Here is a 21,555-nt window from a genome sequence, read left to right as displayed (position 1 = left end):
GGGCCGACTCTCACCCTGGCGGATCCGCGAAGCGGCACCAGTCCTGCTTGCCTGAACGAGGCGCCCCTTCAACCCGCCACGGAGATCCCAGGCATGAAGCGCGAAGACCTCACCGAGAAGCTCCTCGACATCAAGCGCGAGAAGGGCTGGACCTGGAAGTACATCCAGGACGAGATCGGCGGCATCTCGCCGATCCTGATCACCGCCGCCTGCATGGGGCAGATGAAGCTGCCCAAGGCCCAGGCCGCCAAGGCCGCTGCCCTGTTCGGTCTGTCGCCGTCCGAGGAGCGGATGCTGAACGAGGCGCCCTACCGGGGCTCGATCGCCCAGATGCCGCCGACGGACCCGCTGATCTACCGCTTCTACGAGCTGGTGATGGTCTACGGCACCACCTGGAAGGAGTTGATCCAGGAGGAGTTCGGGGACGGCATCATGTCGGCGATCGACTTCAACATGACCATGGAACGCGAGCCCAACAACAAGGGCGACCGGGTGAAGATGAACCTCTCGGGCAAGTTCCTGCCGTACAAGTACTACGGCAACGAAGAGGGTGTGCCGGAATACGGCTTCAAGGAAGGCTGAGCGGCCGGCCGGCGTTCAGCGCCGCGGCAGCGCTCCGCGCCGGAACGCGCAGGATGCACCGCGTCGCCGTCCGCCGCGTCCGCGGCGCCATCCTGGCCCGGCGATCCGACCGCGGCGCGCCCTGCGTCGTTCCGGGGCGCCGCAGGCGAGCCCCGGAACGCGCCCGGTGCGTCCGGGGATACGACGCGAAGACCCCCGGCCGGGATGGGTCGCACCGACGCGAATGGTGCCCTTCGAACCTCACTCCATCGTCGGCGCGAGCTTCTTCACGCTCTCGACGTCCTCGCCGAGCCAGGCCGCGTTCTTGGCCGTGCCGTCGAAGGTGGCGGAGGTCTTGAACAGCTCGTACTTGCCCTGGAGCGCGTAGGGCTTGCTGCGCTCCAGGAGCTCGGCCACCGTCGCCTTGTCCATCGGCCGATAGGTCTTCACCGCCTCGAAGGCCTGGTCGAGGTCGCGCTGGCTCTCGATGCCGGTGATCACGACGCTGGTCGGCAGGTTCAGGGAGAAGTGCAGGTATTCGAGCGGCTTGATCGGCGCGTCGCTCTTCAGGATGACCCCGTCGCCGAAGGTCTTCATGCCCAGCGCCGCGATGCCGTGCTGCACGAGATAGGGCAGGACGAGGTGCCCGAACGAGCGGAAATGCGCGTCCATCACGTTGAGGGGCATCTGCACGGAATCGAACTGGAAGCCGCGCTCCGCGGCGACCTCGAGCATCTGCAGGTGGATGCGCGGATCCTTGTGGCCGGTGAAGCCGATGTAGCGCAGCTTGCCGGCCTTCCTCGCCTCGACGAAGGCCTCCATGGCGCCGCCCTCGGCGAAGACCCGGTCCGGGTCGTCGAAGCGCAGGATCTCGTGGTGCTGCACGAGGTCGATGCGGTCGGTGCGCAGGCGCTTGAGGGATTCGTCGATCTGGCGCATCGCCTCCTGCCTGGTGCGCCCGTCCATCTTGGACATCAGGAAGACCTTGTCGCGGTAGCCGCCCTGCGCGAGGGCGGCGCCCATGCGCAGCTCCGAGCGTCCGCCGTTGTAGTCCCAGCAATTGTCCATGAAGGTGATGCCGCGATCGATGCCCGCATGGATGAGGCGGGTCGCCTCGTCGTCGGAGACCGCGTTCTTGCCGAGGTGGAAGCCGCCCATGCCGATCGCCGAGATCTTCTCGTCGTGGCGGCCGAACGGGCGGTAGAGCATCTCGCCCCGGCGCTCGCCGGGATCGGTGCGGAGCGGCAGGTCGGCCGGGTCCTTCGGCCGGGCATCGGGCAGGCCGGGGGCGGTCACGGCCGCGCCGGCGCTGCTGGTGGCGGCGAGGCCGGCGCCGGCGGCGGCGCCCTGAAGGAAGCTGCGGCGTTCCATGTCTGCTCTCCGGTGTGATGGGGGGTGATGCGGAACGGGCGCGGCATGTCAGGCCCGCGCCCCGTCGCTGGACGTGAGATCCGAGAGGGCCCGCGCGGCCTGGAGCAGGCGCATCGCCGCGCAGGCGGCCCCGTAGCCGTTGTCGATGTTGACCACGGTGATGCCGGGGGCGCAGCTCGCCAGCACGGCGTCGAGGGCGGTGCGGCCGCCCGCGGCCACCCCGTAGCCGACGGAGGTCGGCACCGCGATCAGGGCGCTGGCGACGAGGCCGCCGACGACGCTGGGCAGGGCCGCATCCATGCCGGCGGCCACGATGAGGATCGGGTGGGCGCGGATCTCGTCGAGCCGCCGGGTCAGGCGCCAGAGCCCCGCGACGCCGACATCGGCGAAGAGGGTCGAGGCGTGGCCCTGGTAGGCCAGGGTCCGCTCGGCCTCGCGGGCGACCGGAACGTCGGAGGTGCCGGCGGCGACGATGCCGATCCGGACAGGCCCGGTGATCGGGCGGGCCTGCCCGAAGATCGCGGTCCGCGAGACCGCGCAGTAATCGATCCGCGCGCGGTGCGGCGCGGCGAGGGCCGCGTGCTTGTCGGCGTCGAGGCGCGTCAGCAGCAGCGGCGCACCGCGCGCGGCGGCGGCGTCCAGGATCGCGTCGATCTGCACCGGCGACTTGCCGGCGGCGTAGATCGCCTCCTCGAGGCCGATCCGCTCGGGTCGGGCGAAGTCGAGGACGAACTCGTCGGCGACGCTCATCGGGCCGCCCCCGTCAGGAAGGCGCTGCCGGTGCGGTAGGCCATGAAGCGCACCGGCGCCTCCGGCAGGTTCGCCGGCGCGCCGGCCAGGATCTCCGCCGCCAGGGCGCTCCGGCGCGAACCGTCGAGCGCCGCGAGGCTGTCGGGGTCGAGCTCCACCACGATCCCGGCGGCCCGGACGCGGCAGCGCACGGCGCGCCTCGGACCGGTCGACGCGTCGAGGGTGCGGCTGACCAGGCCCTCGACGGCATGGATGAAGGCGAGGGTCTCGGGCTCGATCCGGATTCCGGTCTCGACCCGGCTCGACAGGCAGGGCGCCGCCGGGAGTTCCGCCACCGCTCCGAGGCCGAGGTCGCGGGCGAGCGCCCTCACCGCGGCCTTGTCCAGTCCGGCCTCCACGTAGGGATGGCGCACGCCGTGCTCGCGCGCGGCGTCGAGACCCGGCCGGTACTCGCCGAGATCGTCGAGATTGGCCCCCGACACCATGGTCCGGTCGGTCACCCGGCGAATGGTGACGTAGAGGTTGGTCTTGCAGAAGAAGCAACGGTTGACCGGATTGGCGCGGTAGTTCGGATCGGCGAACTCGCCGGCCTCGACCACGCGCAGGGACCAGCCGGCCCGGGCCGCCGCGTCCCGCACCCGCTGGGTCGCCTCCGCGGGCACGGCCGGCGAGGCCGCGTGCACCATCAGCGCCCGGTCGGCCCCGAGGAGGCGATGGGCGGTCTCGGCGAGGGTCAGGCTGTCGACGCCGCCGCTGACCGCGACCGCGAGCGGCCCGGTCTCCCGGAGGGCATCGTTCAGGCGCTGCCGGGGATCGAGGCTCATGCCGCGCCCCCGTCCTCGGAATCGGCCCGGAGCGCGAGCGCCTCGGCCGCGCGGCGCAGGCCCGCGCGGGTCGCGTGGGTCTCCTGCGCGACCGCGTCGTCGGCCTCTGCCTTGGCGGTGCGCCCCTCCAGCCGGTCGACCACCTTCACCCGCACGGGCCGGCCCTCGACCGTGACCGTGTGCATCCGGCGCGGCAGGGCGGCGCCGGAGACGATGCGATGGCGAAGGCCGATCGTGGTGGTCTCGCGGAAGCAGGCCGCCACCGCCGCGTCGAGGGCGCCGGCGCGGGCGAGCGCCCGGACATGGGTCATCATCCGCCCCTTCTTGCCGAAGACCGGCATCTGCACGACGTCGAAGATGTCGGGATGCGCGCGCAGGCGGTCGAGGCCCATGCCGAGATCCTCCGCCGACTGGTCGTCCACCTCGAACTCGATCACGCCGAGGTCGCGGTGCTCGCCGCTCCCGCGGGCCGCCGCCGCCTCGTAGACCAGGACGCGCAGGCAGTTGCTGAGGCCGGGCAGGACCTTGGTGCCGAAGCCGATGCCCGAGCCCTTCAGCAGCCGCGGCGCGGCGGCGCGCGGCGGCGCGATGTCCCGCAGGTGGCGCAGGATCGCGGCGCCCGTGGGGGTCACCCGTTCGCCCGGCACGCCGTCGTCCAGGGTCTCGAAGCCTTCGAGGAGGAGGCTGGTGGCGGGGGCCGGCACCGGCAGCGGCCCGTGCTGGGTCCGGATCCGTCCCGAGCCGAGGGGCAGCGCCGAAACGCTCCAGGCCTCGGCGTCGAGGGCCGCGATCAGGTGGGCGGCCGCCACGATGTCGGCGATCGAGTCCCAGGCGCCGACCTCGTGGAAGGCGACGTCCGCGACCGCGATGCCGTGGACCCGGGCCTCGGCCTCGGCCAAGCGGGTGAAGATGCCGATGGCGTGGGTCCGTACGGCCGGATCGAGGGGCGCGGCCTCGAGCTCCGCGCGGATGCGCGACCAGTGCCGGTGGCCATGCGCCGCGGGGGCGTCGCCGTGGGGATGCCCGTGCGTGGATTCGTGCTCATGCGCATGATCGTGGTGCCGATGGACGGGCGCGGCCCCGGCGCGGCCGCCCTCCGTCCCGCGACGCGCCACGCGGAAGCGCCGGCCGGCCAGGATACCGTCGTTGTGGCGGACGAGCTCGCAGGACACCTCCGGCAGGGCGGCGCGGATGCTGTCCAGCACCCCGGCTTCCCGATCGGGAAAGGCATCGAGGAGCGCGGCGGCGAACATGTCGCCGGCGATGCCGCCGAGGGCGTCGAGGTGGATCTGCATGCGCGTTCGCGTTCGTCGTCCCGTCACCGCAGAGGGCGAACGCGACATCGTCCGGAAAGGTCCGGCGGCAAGCGCCCGGGCGTGGGGACCGAAGGCCGCAGCGGCCGCGCTCAGTCCGCCCGCATCTGCTGCGGGCCGCCGGTCTTGGCTCCGGGCGAGCAGCCGCAGGCCAGGGGCCGGCCGCCGGCCTTGGTCGGCAGGGTCTCGCAGCTGACGAGGTGCCGGAGCAGCCGCTCCATCTGGGCGATCTGGTAGGGCTTCTGCATCACCGGCACGGCACCATAGGCCGGCTCGATGCCGGCGAGACCGTAGCCGGTGGCGAAGATGAACGGGATCCTGCGCTCGAAGAGCACGTCGGCCACGGGGTAGCTGCAGGTCTCGCCGAGGTTCACGTCGAGGATCGCCATGTCGATGTCGGCACAGCGCGCCAGGGCCACCGCCTTGTCGAGCCGCATGGCGATCTCGACCTCGCAGCCGAGGTCGAGCAGCATGTCCTCGCCGAGCATGGCGACCAGGCTCTCGTCCTCGACCAGCAGAACGCGTCGTCCCCCGAGGTCGATCATCGTGCGGCCCGCCCCGTCACCAAGTCCTGGCCGTGCCAGCCGAGGGCCGTCAGCGGGACGCACAGGTGGCAGGTCACGCCGGTCGGCGCGAAGGCGAGGGTCGCGGTGCCGTCGAACTCCATCGGCAGCTGCCGCTCGATCAGGCGGCTGCCGAAACCCTTCCGCGTCGGCTCGGCGACGGGCGGGCCACCTTTCTCCGTCCAGACGAGGTCGAGCCGCTCGCCCGCACCGGTCGGCTCCAGGGTCCAGGACACGCCGACCCGTCCCTCGGGGACCGAGAGCGCGCCGTACTTGGCCGCGTTCGTCATGAGTTCGTGCAACGCCATCGCCAGGGTCACGGCGACCTTCGGGTGCAGGCGCGTATCGGGGCCGACGAGATCGAAGCGGCCGGTATCCACCTCCGCCAGGGCATGCGGCGCCAGGGCCCCCTCGATCACGCTGCGCAGGTTCGCGCTCTCCCAGTTCTGCGCGGTCAGGACGTTGTGGGTGTTCGACAGGGCGACCATGCGGGCGTCGAAGGTCTGGCGCGCCACCGTGTCGGTCTTGCCCCGGAACGTCTGCGCCGCGATCGACTGGACCGTGGCCAGGGTGTTCTTGACCCGGTGGTTCAGCTCGTTGGTGAGCAGGCGCTGGCGCTCGGCCGCCGCCCTCTCCTCGGTGATGTCGCGGACCTCGATGATCGTACCGATGATCCGGGCCTCGTCGTCGCGGATCGGGCTGGCCGTGAAGCCGACCGGATAGAAATGCCCGTCCTTGTGGACGAACACCTCCTCGCCGCGCTCCTGATTGTTCTCCGGGAAGGCCCGGTCGATCGCGCATTCGGCCAGCGGAAAGGGCCGCCCGTCCGGATAGGTGTGGTGGACGATGTCGTGCAGCGGGCAGTCGCGGGCGAGCACCTCGCTCAGGCTGAAACCGGTGAGGAGTTCCGCCGCCCGGTTCATGTAGACGCAGTGCTGGCGGTCATCCATCAGGAAGATCGCCACCGAGGCGTTGTTCAGGACCGCGTTGAGCCGTCGTTCGGTCTCGTGAAGCTGCGAGCCGCGTCGCAGGGTGGGCAGGGTGGTGGTGGTCGTATCGAACGTCTGCATCGGTCCAAGGCTCGGCACGAACGATCGTTTCTCGGAAATGGACAGCGCGGGAGCTGGCCGTGAGCGGTTCAGCGGCGGTGCGTGTCGCGGACCGCAGGGCGGGGACCTCACCCTGCAGGCATAGGTCAACGGTCAGCGCCTACCGCAATCCACGGTTTGGGCATTGGTTCCGATTCCGCCGCGATCGTCCCGGACGGTGCGTCATCGACGGGCTGCCGGGTGTCGGCTAGGGAGGCGTCAGGCACCGCGAATCGTGTCGGGGAGCGGTGGTCCCCGGCTCGAACGGCTCCGCTCTGGGTGAAACGGGGGCTCATGGACGACGCGCTCGAACGGCTTCGTCTGAAGGAACAGGCACTCGAAGCGGAGATCGCGGCATTGCGGGCGCAGCGCGCCGCCATGGTCCGCTCACCCGAGCCGGGCCAACGAACCTCGGCCGCGAGCGCCGACCTCCTGTTCACGGCGGCGGAGAAGACCCGCATGCCGATGATCATCACCGACCCGAACCTGCCCGATAACCCGATCGTCTTCGCCAACCGGGCGTTTCAGGACCTGTGCGGCTACGGGGCCGAGGAGCTGCTCGGGCGCAACTGCCGCTTCCTCCAGGGCAGCGGCACCGATCCGGCCGAGGTCGCGCGGGTCCGCGACGCCATCGCGGCGCGGCGCGACGTGGTGGTGGAGATCGTCAATTATCACCGTGACGGTGGCGCGTTCCGCAACGAGCTCCACGTCAGCCCGGTCCACGACCCGGACGGGCGGCTGATCTACTTCTTCGGCAGCCAGCTCGACGTCACCCGGTTCCGCACCGAGGAGGGCAAGCTCGCCGAGAGCGAGGCGCGCTACCGGACGCTGTTCGACGCCATCGATGCCGGGTTCTGCATCGTCGAGATGCGGTTCGATGCCGGTGGCCGTCCGGTCGACTACCGCTTCCTGGAGGTGAACCCGGCCTTCGAGCGCCAGGCGGGCCTCGGCGACGTGGTGGGCTGCTGGGTCAGCCAGGTCATCCCGGACCTCGAGCCGCGCTGGCTCGAGACCTACGGCGAGGTCGCCCTCACGGGTCGCCCGGCGCGGTTCGAGAGCGGCGCGGTCGCCCTCGGGCGCTGGTTCGACGTCCACGCCCTGCGGGTCGGCGAGCCGGTCCAGCACCGCGTGGCGATCCTGTTCAACGACATCACCGACCGGCGCGAGGCCGAGACGCTGCTGCGGACGACGGCGCGGGACCGGACGGCCGAGCGCGACCTCGTCTGGCGTGCCAGCCGCGACCTTCTGGTGGTCTGCGGGTTCGACGGCATCTACCGGGCCGTGAACCCGGCCTGGTCCGAGATGCTGGGCTGGCCGACGGACCTCCTCGCCGGATCGCGCTTCGACGACTACCTCCACCCGGACGACGTTCCGGCCGCGACCGCCGCGTTCACGCGCCTGACCGAGGGCGGCGTCCTCGACAACCTGGACGTCCGCATGCGGACGGCGGACGGGGACCTGCGCTGGGTGTCGTGGAACGCGATTCCGCAGGGCGACCACTTCTATGCCGCCGGGCGCGACGTCACCGAGCGCAAGGCCCTGGAGGAGCAGCTGCGCCAATCGCAGAAGCTCGAGGCGGTGGGCCAGCTCACTGGCGGCGTCGCCCACGACTTCAACAATCTCCTCACGGTCATCAAGTCGTCCACCGACCTTCTCAAGCGGCCCGACCTGCCGGAGGAACGCCGCCAACGCTACATCGGGGCGATCTCCGACACGGTCTCGCGCGCCGCCAAGCTCACCGGCCAGCTCCTCGCCTTCGCGCGCCGACAGGCCCTGAGCCCGGAGGTCTTCGACGCGGCGCGCGGCGTCGCCTCGGTGGCGGACATGGTCGGCACCCTCACGGGCGCCCGGATCCGGGTGGAGACCGAGGTCGATCCGGGGCTCGCCGCCGACGGCACGCCGCTGACCTGCCTCGTCGATGCCGATCCGAGCCAGTTCGACACCGCCCTCGTCAACATGGTCGTGAATGCGCGTGATGCCATGGACGGCGAGGGCCGCCTCCGGATCCGGGTGAGCCGGGCGCTCGCGATCCCGGCCGTGCGGGCGCATCCGCGGGTGCGCGGCGATTTCGTCGCGGTCTCGGTCTCGGACACGGGGTCGGGCATCCCACCCGAGGTCATGGAGCGGATCTTCGAGCCGTTCTTCACCACCAAGGGCGTCGGCCAGGGCACCGGCCTCGGCCTGTCCCAGGTCTTCGGCTTCGCCAAGCAGTCCGGCGGCGAGGTCGTGGTGGAGAGCGCCGTGGGACACGGCACGACCTTCACCCTGTTCCTGCCCCGCGTCCGGGGCGCGGTGCCGTCGCAGGCGGTCCTGCCGGAGCCGGCCTCCCTGGCCGATGGCCACGGGACCCGGGTGCTGGTGGTCGAGGACAATCTCGAGGTCGGCGCCTTCGCAACCCAGGCGCTTCAGGAACTCGGCTACGTCACCCGCTGGGTCACCGATGCCGAGCAGGCCCTTCAGGTGCTGGAACCGGCGGAGCGCGCCTTCGACGTGGTGTTCTCGGACGTGGTGATGCCGGGCATGAACGGGATCGATCTCGGACAGGCGATCCGGAGCCGCCATCCCGGGCTGCCGGTGGTCCTCGCTTCCGGCTACAGCCACGTCATCGCCGAGCGGGGCACGCACGGGTTCGAGCTGCTGCGCAAGCCCTACTCGGTGGAGGACCTCTCCCGCGTCCTGCGCCGGGCGGTGGCCCAGGGCCAGCGCGGCGACGCTTGAGGGCGCCGGCCGGATCGCGGCCCTGCGACCCCGCCGGGATGAACCCGGGCGCCGGGATGAACCCGGGCGCCGGCCTCCGGGTTGACCCGCGACACGGCGGCGTGACGGACCGGTCCTCGGCCCCGTGGCGCCGCGCAACCATCGGGACACCAGACATGAGCGACGGCGCCACCGCGAGCGACAGCCCCTTCATCAAGGGCCGGAATGCCCGCCTCTACGGCAAGCAGCGCGAGAGCTGCCCCTATGCCGAGGGAAGCGAGGACCGCGCGGCCTGGATCCAGGCCTTCGACGAAGCGTCGGATGACCGCCCGGAAACCGAGACCGGGACCATCGACCCCCAGGCCGCCGCGAAGCCCTGACCCGCTTCGACGGGCCGGGGCGGCCACGTGCCCCGGCTCGAATCAGCCGTTGAGGATGCGCCGCTCGGCCTGGAGGTAGCTCGGGCTGAATTCCGCCAGTTCGCTGAGGCGCTGCCAGTCGAGGATGGTCAGCCGCCTGCCGGAGAGCGCGATGAGGCGCTGCTTCCGCAGGGCCTGAAGCGACCGGTTGACGTGCACGTTCGACAATCCGACCGTCACGGCGATGTCGGTCTGCGTCACCGGCAGGTCGTAGGTCATGCCCCGCACCAGTCCGACACTGCTGAGGCGCAGGTGCAGTTCGCAGAACAGGTGCGCGATGCGCTCGATCGCCGTCCGGCAGCCGATGTTGACGATCCACTCGCGCAGGGTCGCCTCGTTGATCAGGATGCACATCCGAAGCGCCTGGCGGACGGCCGGATGTTGCCGCACGACCGCCTGCAGCGCTTCCGAGGGCACCCGTGCGACCCGGCAGGGCGAGAGCGTGCTGATAGTGTGATCCATCCGGTTGATCAGCCCGGTCTCCAGCCTGCAGTGATCGCCCGGCAGGAGATAGGCGGTGATCTGGCGCGCCCCGTTCTGACGGAACTGGTTGTGGCAGGCGAACCCCCTGAGGACGATCAGGACCCCGTCCGCCGCCTCGCCCACGCGCAGGATGTCGGTGTGGGCGGGGTAATCCTTGGCGCTCGCCACGAGGCGCGAGACCGCCTTGCGCGCCTCCGCCGAGAGGTCCTGGAAGGCTTCGAGCTTCTGCAGCAGGGCCGAGGCCGGCACTTCCGCCGCCGGGAAGACGGGGCGATCCCCGGCCGCCGGATTTCTGAGGGCCTGCACCATCTCACCAATTCCGGATCGCGGTTTCGTCGAAGGCGCTGACGATCTCCGCGGGCCTCGCGGATTTCGCCGGCCCCGGGGCGCCGGAGGCCCTTTGCCTCACGGGGCCGTCCCGCCGGTCCGACGCGTGAATCACGAAGGAAACTCTGCGGCGGCGCAGGCTGCGCGTCGCCCGCGCGCGGCCGGCGTCCCTGAGCCGCGCTTCGAGTCCGGCGCGTTCGCCCGACCCTGGCGGCGTTTCATCCGAATCGGCGGCGACGGCCTCGTCGGCCGGCAAGACCGGCCCGCGTGGCGGTCCATCCCTATCCATGAAACGCCTCCCCGATGTCAGAAATCGACCAATTCCAGAGATATCGAACTCCAGATAAGACCCGAAACATCAATCGACGCAAGTGCAGCTTTCGATTCCGATTTGTACGAATTCACGCCTTGACCTGATGTTCGATTCCCGACAATTCATCTTCGAACCCGATTGGCGAGCGCGTCCCAACCTAGACTTGTCGATCGCTCGCTCGCCTGGCGGGCTGGCGCCACCGAGACCGCCCCACGTCGTTCGGCCCTCATCGATGGTGCCCGGCCGCGTCGGAGCGCGATCCTCCGTGACCACGGAAACGCCGGCCATGCGGTCTGGGAACCCGAAGCTTCCGCACGCCAGGCGGCGTCGCTCGCGCGCCGCCCTCTCCGCACCACGGGCTCGGTTCGCGGATTACCCAGACGGAAACCCGCGCACGCCCCGGCGGACGGTCTCGGCGACGGGCGGATTCGCTCATCGGAATCCGTCTCGCCCCGCCGGGCCTCGAAAAGGCCGTGACCTCGACACGTGCTCGTGGTCGACCGACGCGCAATCGGCCCCTCCGCAGCGGGCCTCCCGGCCTTCGGATCACCGGGCGGATAATCCGTCGACCGGCCGCGAAACGCGCACTTTGGTTTATAAAATTCCAATTCAAGAGATTGATAACCGTTCTATACAGATAATCCGACCTATCCGCGGCACAAACTTGCGATTTCCAGCCGTATCCGCGACCCTGATTCGAGCGTGATACCGAGGATTTGGAATGGAAATCGCCCGTTTACTTCACACCTTCGCGGGTCCGTTGATGGCCCTCGCGGGAACGATGCCGTCCTGGCGCCGACCTTCCGCGCCGCCGCCGCCGCTGCTCGCGGGCCCGGTGGAGCGGACGCATGATTTCCCGGCCGTCCAGCCGAAAGAATCGCCCTACTGGCCGGAGCGGTCTCACATCCTTTCGGGCAAGCCGGAACAGACCGCGACCTACATCTACAAAAGTCCCGACGGATTGTTCGCGGCTGGAATCTGGACCTCTCAGCCGGGCAAGTTCCGCATCGACTTCGGGCGGGCGGAGTTCATCCAAATCATCGAGGGCGTGGTCACGGTCACCGACGCGGAAGGCGTGTCGAAGACTTACCGGGCCGGCGACGCCTTCGTGACGCCCGCGGGCTTCTCCGGCACCTGGGACGTGGTCGAGCCGATCAAGAAGCACTTCACCTGGTACGGCCCCGAGCCGGTCTGGTAGCGCGGGCGCCCTACTCCGCGGCGTCGATGATCCGGAAGCCCTCGATGCCCTGGCGCTCGGGATTGATCGCCGCCAGCGCCCGCTTGGCGGCCTCCAGCGGGTGCTCCGCCTCGATCCTCACGGAGGTCAGGTCGGGACTCTTGTAGACGGTGACGATGGTGTCCATCACCTCGGTCAGCGTCGTGCGCTTGTCCTCCGGCGCCGCGATGAGGAGTTGCAGGCCCCACGCCTGGTAGAGATCCACCAGGGCCTGGCTGTTGCGCACGTCGAGCTTCGAGAACGCCTCGTCCAGTAGGCAGAGGCCCAGGCCCGGATTCTCGTCTCCAGGCCGATCGCCCGGATAGTAGGCCGAGGCGAGCGAGGCGGCGATGGCGACATAGAACGGCGCCTGCGCCTCGCCCCCGGACCCGCGCAGCGCGCGGTTCGACATCGTGGTGCGGTTGCCGGCCCGGTCGCGCATGCCGATCTCGTAGACGAAGTAGTTGCGGTAATCGGCGAGCCGCGCCGCGCTCTCCTCCCCGGCGATCAGGGCCGTGATCTCGTCGATGGCGGCGGAGAGCGGGCCGTCGGGGATCGCGCCGCCCTCGTCCGGCAGGATCGCCTGGGCGGCGTCTGGCGAGCGCGCGACCTCGGTCGCCAGGGCGTGGACGGCGGCGTAGCGACGGTCGACCTCCGCCTCGAAGGCGTAGGTCTGCCCGGTGAAGGTCTGGCTCGACAGGCGCTCGTTCAGGGCATCGAGGCGCGCGCGGACGCGTTCGAACTTGTCGGCGAGCCGGGTCAACAAGTCCTCGATCATCAGGCGGCGCATCTCATTCTCCGCCCGCCGCGCCTGGTCGCGGTAGCGGCGCAACTCGTGTCCCGCCACTTCGTCATGGGCACGCTGCGCCCAACCGTAGCCGAAGGAGGCCGGCGCATCGCCGGAACCGAGCGGATTCTCGATGCGCCACTGGACGCAGTACTCGGCGAGATCCCGCTCCGCGGCACGTCCCTGGGTCCGGGCCGTCTCCGCCGCCTCGCGAGCCCGCGCGCGGGCCGTGTTGGCGAGACTTACCAATGCCTTCGCATCGAGGTCCGACTGCTCGGCGCGCAACCCGGCCAGCGCCTGCGGGTCGAAGGCGCCCGGGCGGACGAGGCGGATGCGCATGCTGTCGCCGCCGGTCCAGCGCTGGTAAGCGGTCCGGCGCGCCTGCAGCGCCGCGCGGGCCGCCTCACGGCTCGATGCCACCTTGGCCTTCAGGCCTGCCTCCTCGCCGAGGAGCAGGTCGCGCTTCGGCTCCAGCACCTGGACGAGTTCGGTGAGGTAGGCCGAGCGCTCCTTGGCGAGCTCGACGAGTTCGGCTTCCAAGACGCCGGTCTCGGCGCGCTCGACGCTCTCCCGCTCGGTGGTCAGGCTGCGGCGCCGGCCCTCGATGGCGTCCGCCTCGGCGCGGAGTTCCGCGAGATCGAGGCTGGTCTCGGAGAGCCGGCGCGTCAGGGCGGCGGCGATCCGGGAGGCTTCGCGCAGGACGTCCGCTTCCGCCCGCGCCCGGCGCGCCTCGGCCGCCGCCTGTTCCCAATCCTGGCGGCTCTCCGCCGTGGGTCCGCGATGCCCGCGCGTCATCATCAGCTGGACGGGCCGAACCACCGAATAGGCCATCCCCGAAGTCGAGCGCCCGCTCGGGGCCACGGCGCGGCTCATATGAGCGAGCGCCGCATCGTTTGGAGCGAGGTCGTAGCCGCCGAGGCGTGCGCCGAGGAACGCCTGGGCATGGGGATCCGCCGTCTCTATCAGAGCGAGGGGACCCTCGTCGTCGCGCCCGCCGCGGCGCCGTGCCGTATCCGTCGTCTTCACGAGCAGGCAGCGATAGAACTGGCTCTTGCGCGCTTCGAGGTGAGCGAAGGCCTCGTTGAGCCGGTCGGGCTGCACCACCAGCGCCTCCCGTGCTCCGCCGAGGAGGCCTTCCAGGGCCTGACCCCACTTCGGATCGGTGATCTCGGCAAGTTCGCAGATCGGCATCGCGACGATGCCGCGGCCCGCCAGTTCCTCGCGAAACGCCGCTACGTCGGCGGACAGGCGTGGCGCCGAACTCCGACCTGCGCTGGGCGCCGGCGCGCGCGACTGCGCCTCGTTCTCCAGGGACCGGGCGCGCAGGGCCGCATCTTCCGCTGCCCGTTCGAGGGGCGTCGCGATCTGCGGCATTCCCGCAAGTCCGCCGATGAGCGCCGCGAGGGGACCGTCCGAGCGCAGGGTTTCTTCCGGATTGGCCTCCCGCCGCAGACCGGACCGGGCGCAGGCTTCCACCAGGCGGGCGGCCTCGGGCGAAACCTTGCGGATCTCGCCGATGATCACCGTAAGTTTGCCGGCGTCGAGAACGATGCCGACCAGTTCGCCGACCCGGGCGGCGAGGTCGCGTCGATCGCGGGCCAGCATCGCGAGACCGGCATTGGAGGCGGCGAGCCGGCCCTCGGCGGCGGTGCCCGCCAGGAGCGCCTTCTTGCCGGCGATCTCGCCGTCGATCTCACGGACGAAGCCCTGGCTCGTGGCGACGCTCTCCCGGGCGATCCGCAGGCGCTCGGCAACGTCCCTGAGGGCTTGGCGCGCGGTGACATTGTCGAGGATTCGACGCCGCAGGTCGGCATCTGCGGCGCGCAACTCGCCGAGGGCCGAGGCGAGGCTCGCCTCCGCCCAGGTTTCGTAGCGCCCCAGGATGCGGGCAAGCTGGGACAGGCGCCGCTCGAGCTCCTCGATGGTCTCGAGGAGGCGTCGCCAAGTTTCCACCGATTGGCGGATGCGCGCGACATCGAGGGGCTCGGGCTCGAGCACGAAGGAGCGGACGAAGGCCGAGGAGTCGAAGATCGGCTTGAAGGCGACCGCGTTGGAGAAGGTGCGCAGGAAATGGCGCGGCTCCGGCACCGCGGCCCCCTCGCGCAGCATGCCGAGCAGCTCGGCGGTGAAGCGCTCGCCCGACGCCCGGTACTCGTCGAAGGTCTCGCCGCGGGTCCGCAGATCCTTGGCGATCTCGGCCCAGGGCGCGACGAAGCTTCCGCCCGGCGCCTCGCGGACGTAGTCGGCGATCTCGAAGCGGTGTCCGACATGGACGAAGCGCGACAGCGTGGTCTCCCGGCTGTCCTCCGCTCGGGCCGCCAAGGCGAGCCCGGCCGAGACGACCCGGCCCGTGGTTTCGTTCTCGAAGACCAGGACGATCAGGGTCTCACAGGCCTCGCGAGTGGGACGCCCGCCCTCTGCTGGGTCGCTGATCCAGCCGAGGCAATAGTCCCGCACCGTGCGGGCGCTGCGCCCGGAGGCCGAGGCGTTCAGGGCAAGCCGACTCGCGTTGTTACCGGCGAGCACCGTGCCGACCGCGTCGAAGATCGTCGACTTGCCGGCGCCCGTGGGTCCCACCAGCGCAGCGGCACCCCGGATCCGGATCTGCTCGCGGCGGATCAAGTACCAGTTCGAGAGAACGATGTCGGTGAGGCGGTACACGGCCGGTGCTGGGGGTCCCGAAGCGAATGTAATCGCCTCGGAATGGACGCTGTGCGCCGCCGATGCAAGCCGCGGCCCGACCCGGCCTGGGGACGTATCACCCGAGTCTCCATGGGGTGGCGCAGTCCGGCGGCCACGGGCCGGTGCTGGCGACGGCAGTGGCTTTCCCCGGCACGTCCGCCCTGGAAGGGGCCTGATCCGTCAGGCCTCGGTGTCGCCGCGCGCGGCGCCCCAGGCCCGGACCTGATCCATCCAGGCATCCGGCGACAGCACCGCGATCCCCGGGAGCACCATCAGGGGCGTGATCTTCTCGACCTTGTCGCGTTCACCCAGGCGCAGGCCACCCTTGCGGGAGAACAGGCGCAGGATCTCGGTGAGGCGCGCCTCCTCCGGCGGATCGCTGCGCGTGGCGGTACGGATCGATTCGACGATGTCGTCCGTGGTGCATTCGACGACGCCGTCGGTTGTGACCCGATGGGCGCGCAGGCCCTCCTCGTAAGCGAGGCGGAGGGCGAGCAACACCAGCGTTTCGTCCTTGCGGAGGCGCTCCGCCTGGGCATCGTGGCGGACGCCTTCGGGTGGGACCCGCAGGCACACCATCTGGTCGCGGTGCATCACTTCGAAGCCGTAGCCGAGGCACGCGAAATAGGCCTGGAAGAAGGGTGCGTAGTGCCGGGCCAACTCGTAGGAACGCCCGATGCCCGGCGTTCCGCCATAGATGCACTGGCTCTTCAGCATCACCTGAAGGGCGCGCGTGAGTTCTTCTTCCGAAGGTGCACGCGCGCCGGGCGGTGGCGGCTCCTCGCCGTCGAGGATGGCGCGAAAGGCTTCGAGCATGACGGACTCCGCGGACACGGAAGGCGCCCGCGCCGGTCGGTGTCTCTAGCCCCTCCCCGCGTGTCGCGCCAAGGGCGGGACGCGCGTCCGTGTGCGCCGCTCAGGCAGCGACGGCCGGTGTCGCCCGGAACAGCGAGAGACAGGCTGTGTCGCGATGCATGCTGAGGATCGAGGCGCGGTCCAGGGAGGGGTTGGCCGCGAGGACGCGTTGCACCTCGGCCACGATGGTTTCGTACCGGGCTGAATCGTAGTTCGGCTCCAGCGGACTCACCGCGATGTAGGTCTCGACCACGAGAACCCGCTCGCAGCGCTCGCGACCGACTTCAGCAGCGATCCAGGCCGATTTGATGAGGCATTTGGCGGTGGTCATGGGCGAACGCTCCCGCAGACTTTCGTCTCTCCGGTTTCGCATCTTGCGCGCGAAATCCGGTGGAGCATGAACCCGTCCCGGAATTTTGCCAAGGGCCAGGATTAAAACACTCCGAGTCGTCGACACTTGAACGAAACCGAAGAAATTCGGAATCGAGCGCCCCCGGGCTCGACGGCGCAAGGCACCATCAACGCCGGAGCGAGGGTGCCCTTTCAAGCAGGAAATCCGGGCAGTCGAGCCAGCCGTTCGAGACCCGTCCCTCCACGCGGGAAAGCCGGTACCGGGCACGCAAGGTCCCATCGAACAGGACGTCGATCTCGCGCAGGCGCTGGAAGACGACAAAGTCGTCGACGTCGGCGATGTGGATCTGCGATCCGCGAATGGCACGCTCACGCCCGAGGTGGGTCTCGATGAAGGTGACGACGCGCTCCGGAGTCACGGCGACACGCTCGCGGAAGGCATCCTTGGCAGCGATGAAGGCTTCCACGATCGGGTCGAGGGCGATCTCCGGCAGGGGCTCGGATTCGATTGCCGCCCGGCGCAGGCGCGGAGCGTAGCAATGCAGCTCCCCGATCGGCGGCCGAAAGAGTGAGACCTGCGGGTCGGGAATCCCGTCGAGGTCATCGTCGGCGCCGGCTACCGCGCGCAGGGCCGCGGCGGTTCTCTCGATCCGGTCGGAATCGCGGTGGTCGAGGTAGCGCAAGGTGGCGGCGATCCGGCGCTCGAGCCGGGCGACGATGTCGGCGACGGCGTCGAGGTGACGGTCGAGCCCCTCGAAGATCGCCAGGATCTCGGCAAGGTCGCCCCGGACGGCCCGCTCGGCGCTCTCTCGGTCGGGCGCTCGCCCCTCGCGCAGGCCCGCATCGGTGAGCGCCCGCAGGGTCAGGGGATCGCGCAGGGCTCGGCCAGCCTCGCGCACGATGCCGGACCGGAAGCGAAACGGATTGAAGCGGGTGTGCAGCGTCCGGTAATCGCTGACGAGGTGCCGGGCCACGAACTCCTCGAAGTACAGGCGTAGGGCGGCTCCCTGATCCGCCTCGCGCAGGATGCGCTCCTCGCTCTTGCGCATCGACCCGGCGAGACTGCGCAGGTGGCTCAGGAAGGTCCGCGCCGACTTGGCGGCGTTGACCAGCGCCTCGGAACGCTCGGTCGGATTGGCAATGGCGCTTTCGAGGCTGCCCAGCACGTCGAGCACGGCACCGCCGTAAGAGCGCCGCTCACCTCTGTCGAGGCGCGCCAGTTCTTCGATCACCATCCGCGCTTCGGGGTCGAATTCGACGACCGGGACGTAGCGCTCGCGCCGCTCGACCAGCCAGCCGGCGTCGAGAAGGCGGCGATAGACCACCGAGCGTCGCTCGGCCGGCTCGACCGGCGCCGCGCCCTCGTCGTCGACCTCCCGGTCGACAAAATCGGCGGCGAAGTCGCCGATCGCGGTCAGGAGTTCGCTCTTGCGCAGGGGCTCGGCGGTATCCCCGAAGACGCGACCGTGCAGGTGTAGCAGCAGAGCTGCGTTGAAGGCCCGGCTCGGCGAGGCGAGCGGCTTGAAGATGTCGTCGGAGAGATGCGTGAACAGCATGATAGGCCCGGCAGAGATGAGCCTCGACCGGCGCGGAGAGTCAAATCGCTGGAGGAAGGACGCGTGCGTCTCCTTGAACTCGGGCCGCCGTCGCCGCGTTGATCAGTGGTCGTTCGCGTCCCGCGAAGCCGTCCGTTTTCGTGGAGTCTGCGATGCCAACCCACCACCGGAGCGCCCTGCTCCTTGCCTTGTCCGTCCTCGCGGCCCCTACCCTGTCCGGAGGCCGTGCGCACGCGCAGCCGGCCGCGGAACAGCCCGGGGCGGGCTTCCTGCAGGCACGTCCCGGAGCGATGCGCGGCTCGAAGATCATCGGCCTGCCGGTGGTCGGCATGGATCACGTACGGGTCGGCTCGATCGAGGACGTGCTGATCGGCGACGACGGCAAGGTTCAGGCGGTGGTGATCGGGGTCGGCGGCTTCCTCGGCATCGGCGAGAAGTTGGTGGCTGTTCCCTACGACGCCGTCGCCTGGAACATGAAGGATGTCCCGCTCACGGGCGGTCCGACCTCGGTGACGACGCCCGAGACGAAACCAGGCCCGCAGGCCGCCGCCGAGGTCAAGCCGGAGACCATGCCCGGGGCCGACACCACGCGCGAAGTGCTCGGCGCCGTGCAGGACAAGCATACCGATCGCGTCACGTCCGCTACCGGCACCATCGATGAAACCAAGAAGCCGGCGGCCGGTCGCGCCACGGCCCTGGCCGGCGGCGTGCCGTTAGAGGCGGAGATCCGCCTGACCAAGGCCCAGATCAACGCCGCGCCGGCCTTCCAATACGGCGCGGCCCGCAAGGCCGAGTAGTAGCACAGAGGGAGGCCTCACCGATGAACCGCGTCATGACGCCGAGTGCCTTCCTCTGGATGGCGACCCTCGGCACGGCCCTCGCACAAGCGACCAACCCGGCGCCACCGATCCCGGAACGCGGGCCGGCCGGCTCGAACTCCTCGGCCGCGAATGCGGCGGCTACGGATTTCAACTGGGTCTGGCTCAGCCTCGTGATCGCGGTGATTGCCCTCGCCCTCTTGTACGTCGCGCGTCGGCGGCAATCGGGAAACATCCGCTGAGAGCCGTCGGCGGCGGCGCGGTCTGGCATCCACGCGGCCGTCGGTTCGATGGGTGATTGCCTACTGGTCAGCGCTCGGGAAGAAGAGCTGCTTGCCCTCGATCTTGTAGCTCGCGATGGCTGCCTGGCCATCGCGGGAGACCAGCCAATCGATGAAGACTTGGCCCTCCTTTGCCTTCACGCTCGGGTGCTTGGCCGGGTTCACCAGCATCACGCCGTAGGGGTTGAAAAGGCGCTTGTCGCCTTCCACGAGGATGGTGAGATCGCCGCGATTCTTGAACGAGAGCCAGGTTCCGCGATCGGCCAGGAGGTAGGCTCCCAGAGCGGAGGCCGTGTTGAGGGCCGGGCCCATTCCCTGGCCGATGTCCCGGTACCAATCACCCTTGACCGCACCCAGATCGACGCCCGCCTCCTTCCAGGTCCGCAACTCTGCGCTATGGGTGCCGGAGCGGTCACCGCGCGAAACGAATGGAACCCGAGCGGTGGCGAGCTTGCCGAAGGCCGCGACCACGTCGCCGCCGCGTACGCCGGCCGGGTCGGATTTCGGGCCGATGAGGACGAAGTCGTTGTACATCACGTCCCAACGCTTGGTGGCGAAGCCCTCGGCCAGGAACTTCTCCTCGGCCGCGCGGTCATGGACCAGCACCGCGTCGGCATCACCCCGCCGGGCCGCATCGAGGGCCTGCCCAGTGCCGAGGGCAACGACCTTCACGGTGATACCCGACTTCGCTTCGAACAGCGGCAGCAGGTGCTTGAACAGGCCGGATTGCTCGGTCGACGTGGTGGAAGCGACGACGATCGAGGCCGGGTCAGCCTGGACGGCGGAGGCGGCGCCGAGCGCGAAGAGGAGGCCGAAGGTCAGGAGGCCGCGGCGAAGGATGTCCAAGGGAGTTCTCCGGTGATGTAGGCCCGCGTCTCGGGAGCCTGGGGCGAGGTGAGGAGGGCTCTGGTCGGACCCTGCTCGACGGCGCGTCCGCGCGCGAGCACGACGGCCTCGGCGGCGAGCCGCGTGACCTGACCGAGATTGTGGGAGACGAGTACGACCTTGGTACCCCGGCGCGCGATGTCGAGGATCAGGCCCTCGACCAGATCGGTCGCACCGGGATCGAGATTCGCCGTGGGCTCGTCGGCCAGCAGGAGATCGGGCTCGACTGCCCAGGCGCGCGCCAGCGCCAGGCGCTGCTGTTCACCGCCGGAGAGGCGCGTCGCTGGCGCTTCCGCACGATCGCCGAGGCCGACGCGGGCCAGGGCCGCACGGGCGCGGCCCGTTCGCTCGGAGCGCGACAGGCCGAGGGGTTCTAGCGCGATCGCGACGTTGGCGAGGGCGCTCGCGCGCAGCAGGGCCGGTCGCTGAAAGACGAAGGCGCGGCGAACGGGACCGTCGCCGACGATCCGCACGGACCCGGCATCGGGCCTGAGCAGGCCATCGATGACCCGCAGGGTCGCGCTCTTGCCGGCGCCGTTCGGGCCGATCAGTGCGGTGATGCCGGCCGCGGAGATGTCGGCGCTGAGTCCATCGAGGATGGTGGTGCCGTTGCGGGCGAGCGCGAGGTCGCTGAGTTCGATCGCGGGCATCCGGTCAGCCGTAGGCACGCGCGGCGTGCGAGCGCAGGAGCGCCGCCACCGCGTTGACCAGGATCACGAGGGCGATCAGCACCAAACCCAATGCGAGCGCGAGGCTCAGGTCACCCTTCTGGGTCTCCAGGGAAATCGCCGTCGTCATCGTGCGGGTGTGCCCGTCGATGTTTCCGCCGACGACGAGGACGGCACCGATCTCCGAGATCGCGCGTCCGAAGGCGGCGAGCGCCGTCGTCACCAGGGAGAAGCGGGTGTCGTGAATGAGCGCGAGCGCTCGGCGCGGCGCCGAGAGCCCGAGCGAGCGCAGCTGCTCGCCGAGATGCGCCTCGGAATCCGCCACCACCTGCCGCGTGAGGGCCGCGACGAGGGGCGTCGCCAGCACGACCTGAGCCGCCACCATGGCGCCCGGGGTGAACAGCAATCCGAGTGAGCCGAGTGGGCCGGAGCGCGACAGCATGAGGTAGAGCACGAGCCCGACGATGACCGGAGGCAGGCCCATGAAGGCGTTGAGGAGACCGACCAGCACCGGCCGGCCCGGAAAGTCGGCCACCGCCAGGAACGCGCCGACCGGAATCCCGATGCAGAGCCCAAACCCGACCGCCGTGAGGCTGACGCGCAGGGAGAGCCACGCGATCGCGAGGACATCGCGGTCGAGGGTCGCCAGACGCAAGATCGTTTCCTGGAAGGTCTGAAACATCGGGACCGGGCTGTGCGGAGCCTTGCGGGATGATACGGGGTCACCTGAAAGATCAATAGGAAAGT

20 protein-coding genes are annotated in these 21,555 nt (G+C 70.2%); 6 read left to right on the top strand and 14 right to left on the bottom strand.

Translation table 11 applies throughout. The annotated features are described in order from the left end of the window. Nucleotides 1-93: 93 nt before the first annotated feature. On the top strand, nt 94-582 hold the full coding sequence (gene cynS, locus AC0IWM_RS11980) for a cyanase (protein WP_056467827.1): 489 nt from the start codon (nt 94-96) through the stop codon (nt 580-582). Nucleotides 583-822: 240 nt separating this feature from the next. Here cynS and AC0IWM_RS11975 read toward each other — a convergent pair whose 3' ends face one another. The 6 genes from AC0IWM_RS11975 to AC0IWM_RS11950 all read right to left on the bottom strand — a co-directional run bounded on the left by AC0IWM_RS11975 (nt 823) and on the right by AC0IWM_RS11950 (nt 6,452). Next, nucleotides 823-1,932 carry an aldo/keto reductase gene (locus AC0IWM_RS11975; RefSeq protein WP_471755204.1) on the bottom strand — a complete coding sequence of 370 codons (1,110 nt, stop codon included), beginning with the start codon at nt 1,930-1,932 and terminating at the stop codon, nt 823-825. 48 nt (nt 1,933-1,980) lie between these two features. Next, nucleotides 1,981-2,682, bottom strand: coding sequence for a nickel pincer cofactor biosynthesis protein LarB (gene larB, locus AC0IWM_RS11970; protein ID WP_471755202.1), 702 nt, complete (start codon nt 2,680-2,682; stop codon nt 1,981-1,983). Continuing rightward, nucleotides 2,679-3,506, bottom strand: a complete 828-nt coding sequence (gene larE, locus AC0IWM_RS11965) for an ATP-dependent sacrificial sulfur transferase LarE (RefSeq protein WP_471755200.1) — start codon at nt 3,504-3,506, stop codon at nt 2,679-2,681. The genes larB and larE overlap by 4 nt, the downstream gene beginning before the upstream one ends. Next, entirely contained in the window at nt 3,503-4,801 is a 1,299-nt protein-coding gene (gene larC / locus AC0IWM_RS11960; RefSeq protein WP_471755198.1) for a nickel pincer cofactor biosynthesis protein LarC, read from the bottom strand. The genes larE and larC overlap by 4 nt, the downstream gene beginning before the upstream one ends. A gap of 110 nt (nt 4,802-4,911) precedes the next feature. Continuing rightward, complete coding sequence (locus AC0IWM_RS11955) at nt 4,912-5,364, bottom strand: response regulator (protein WP_471755196.1); 453 nt, start codon at nt 5,362-5,364, stop codon at nt 4,912-4,914. Further along, on the bottom strand, nt 5,361-6,452 hold the full coding sequence (locus AC0IWM_RS11950; RefSeq protein WP_471755194.1) for a sensor histidine kinase: 1,092 nt from the start codon (nt 6,450-6,452) through the stop codon (nt 5,361-5,363). Before AC0IWM_RS11950 ends, AC0IWM_RS11955 begins: the two co-directional genes overlap by 4 nt. 312 nt (nt 6,453-6,764) lie before the next feature. Here AC0IWM_RS11950 and AC0IWM_RS11945 point away from each other — a divergent pair, with 312 nt between their 5' ends. After that, nucleotides 6,765-9,188, top strand: a complete 2,424-nt coding sequence (locus AC0IWM_RS11945) for a hybrid sensor histidine kinase/response regulator (protein WP_471755192.1) — start codon at nt 6,765-6,767, stop codon at nt 9,186-9,188. Nucleotides 9,189-9,343: 155 nt separating this feature from the next. Continuing rightward, nucleotides 9,344-9,547, top strand: coding sequence for a ribosome modulation factor (locus AC0IWM_RS11940; RefSeq protein ID WP_471755190.1), 204 nt, complete (start codon nt 9,344-9,346; stop codon nt 9,545-9,547). 42 nt (nt 9,548-9,589) lie between these two features. Here the strand turns inward: AC0IWM_RS11940 and AC0IWM_RS11935 are convergent, their stop codons facing one another. After that, nucleotides 9,590-10,378 carry a Crp/Fnr family transcriptional regulator gene (locus AC0IWM_RS11935; RefSeq protein WP_471755188.1) on the bottom strand — a complete coding sequence of 263 codons (789 nt, stop codon included), beginning with the start codon at nt 10,376-10,378 and terminating at the stop codon, nt 9,590-9,592. 1,052 nt (nt 10,379-11,430) lie between these two features. On the opposite strand from AC0IWM_RS11935, the gene AC0IWM_RS11930 reads away from it, so the two are divergent. Beyond that, on the top strand, nt 11,431-11,907 hold the full coding sequence (locus AC0IWM_RS11930; RefSeq protein ID WP_471755186.1) for a cupin domain-containing protein: 477 nt from the start codon (nt 11,431-11,433) through the stop codon (nt 11,905-11,907). A gap of 10 nt (nt 11,908-11,917) precedes the next feature. On the opposite strand, the gene AC0IWM_RS11925 is transcribed toward AC0IWM_RS11930, so the two are convergent. The 4 genes from AC0IWM_RS11925 to AC0IWM_RS11910 all read right to left on the bottom strand — a co-directional run bounded on the left by AC0IWM_RS11925 (nt 11,918) and on the right by AC0IWM_RS11910 (nt 18,156). Then, complete coding sequence (locus AC0IWM_RS11925; RefSeq protein WP_471755184.1) at nt 11,918-15,373, bottom strand: SbcC/MukB-like Walker B domain-containing protein; 3,456 nt, start codon at nt 15,371-15,373, stop codon at nt 11,918-11,920. Between the two features lie 201 nt (nt 15,374-15,574). Continuing rightward, nucleotides 15,575-16,210, bottom strand: coding sequence for a DUF4194 domain-containing protein (locus tag AC0IWM_RS11920; protein WP_471755182.1), 636 nt, complete (start codon nt 16,208-16,210; stop codon nt 15,575-15,577). A gap of 100 nt (nt 16,211-16,310) precedes the next feature. After that, the gene (locus tag AC0IWM_RS11915; protein ID WP_056467786.1) at nt 16,311-16,580 is read right to left on the bottom strand and encodes a hypothetical protein; all 270 of its coding nucleotides are present in this window, start codon (nt 16,578-16,580) and stop codon (nt 16,311-16,313) included. A gap of 187 nt (nt 16,581-16,767) precedes the next feature. Then, nucleotides 16,768-18,156 carry a Wadjet anti-phage system protein JetA family protein gene (locus AC0IWM_RS11910; RefSeq protein WP_471755180.1) on the bottom strand — a complete coding sequence of 463 codons (1,389 nt, stop codon included), beginning with the start codon at nt 18,154-18,156 and terminating at the stop codon, nt 16,768-16,770. Nucleotides 18,157-18,308: 152 nt separating this feature from the next. Here AC0IWM_RS11910 and AC0IWM_RS11905 point away from each other — a divergent pair, with 152 nt between their 5' ends. Further along, nucleotides 18,309-18,953 (top strand): PRC-barrel domain-containing protein, encoded by a 645-nt coding sequence (locus tag AC0IWM_RS11905; RefSeq protein ID WP_471755178.1) that lies wholly within the window; start codon nt 18,309-18,311, stop codon nt 18,951-18,953. Between the two features lie 23 nt (nt 18,954-18,976). Then, nucleotides 18,977-19,216: a hypothetical protein gene (locus tag AC0IWM_RS11900; RefSeq protein ID WP_471755176.1), complete on the top strand. Its 240-nt coding sequence runs from the start codon at nt 18,977-18,979 to the stop codon at nt 19,214-19,216. Nucleotides 19,217-19,276: 60 nt separating this feature from the next. Here the strand turns inward: AC0IWM_RS11900 and AC0IWM_RS11895 are convergent, their stop codons facing one another. From AC0IWM_RS11895 to AC0IWM_RS11885, 3 genes are read right to left on the bottom strand one after another with little or no spacing between them, the layout of a single operon-like run. Next, nucleotides 19,277-20,101: an ABC transporter substrate-binding protein gene (locus AC0IWM_RS11895; protein ID WP_471755174.1), complete on the bottom strand. Its 825-nt coding sequence runs from the start codon at nt 20,099-20,101 to the stop codon at nt 19,277-19,279. After that, complete coding sequence (locus AC0IWM_RS11890; protein WP_471755172.1) at nt 20,074-20,790, bottom strand: ATP-binding cassette domain-containing protein; 717 nt, start codon at nt 20,788-20,790, stop codon at nt 20,074-20,076. Before AC0IWM_RS11890 ends, AC0IWM_RS11895 begins: the two co-directional genes overlap by 28 nt. A 4-nt stretch (nt 20,791-20,794) precedes the next feature. After that, nucleotides 20,795-21,490, bottom strand: coding sequence for an ABC transporter permease (locus AC0IWM_RS11885; RefSeq protein ID WP_471755170.1), 696 nt, complete (start codon nt 21,488-21,490; stop codon nt 20,795-20,797). Nucleotides 21,491-21,555 lie beyond the last annotated feature (65 nt).

This window comes from Methylobacterium sp. AC433 (assembly GCF_979253015.1).
This window is presented reverse-complemented; position numbering and strand designations above follow the sequence as displayed.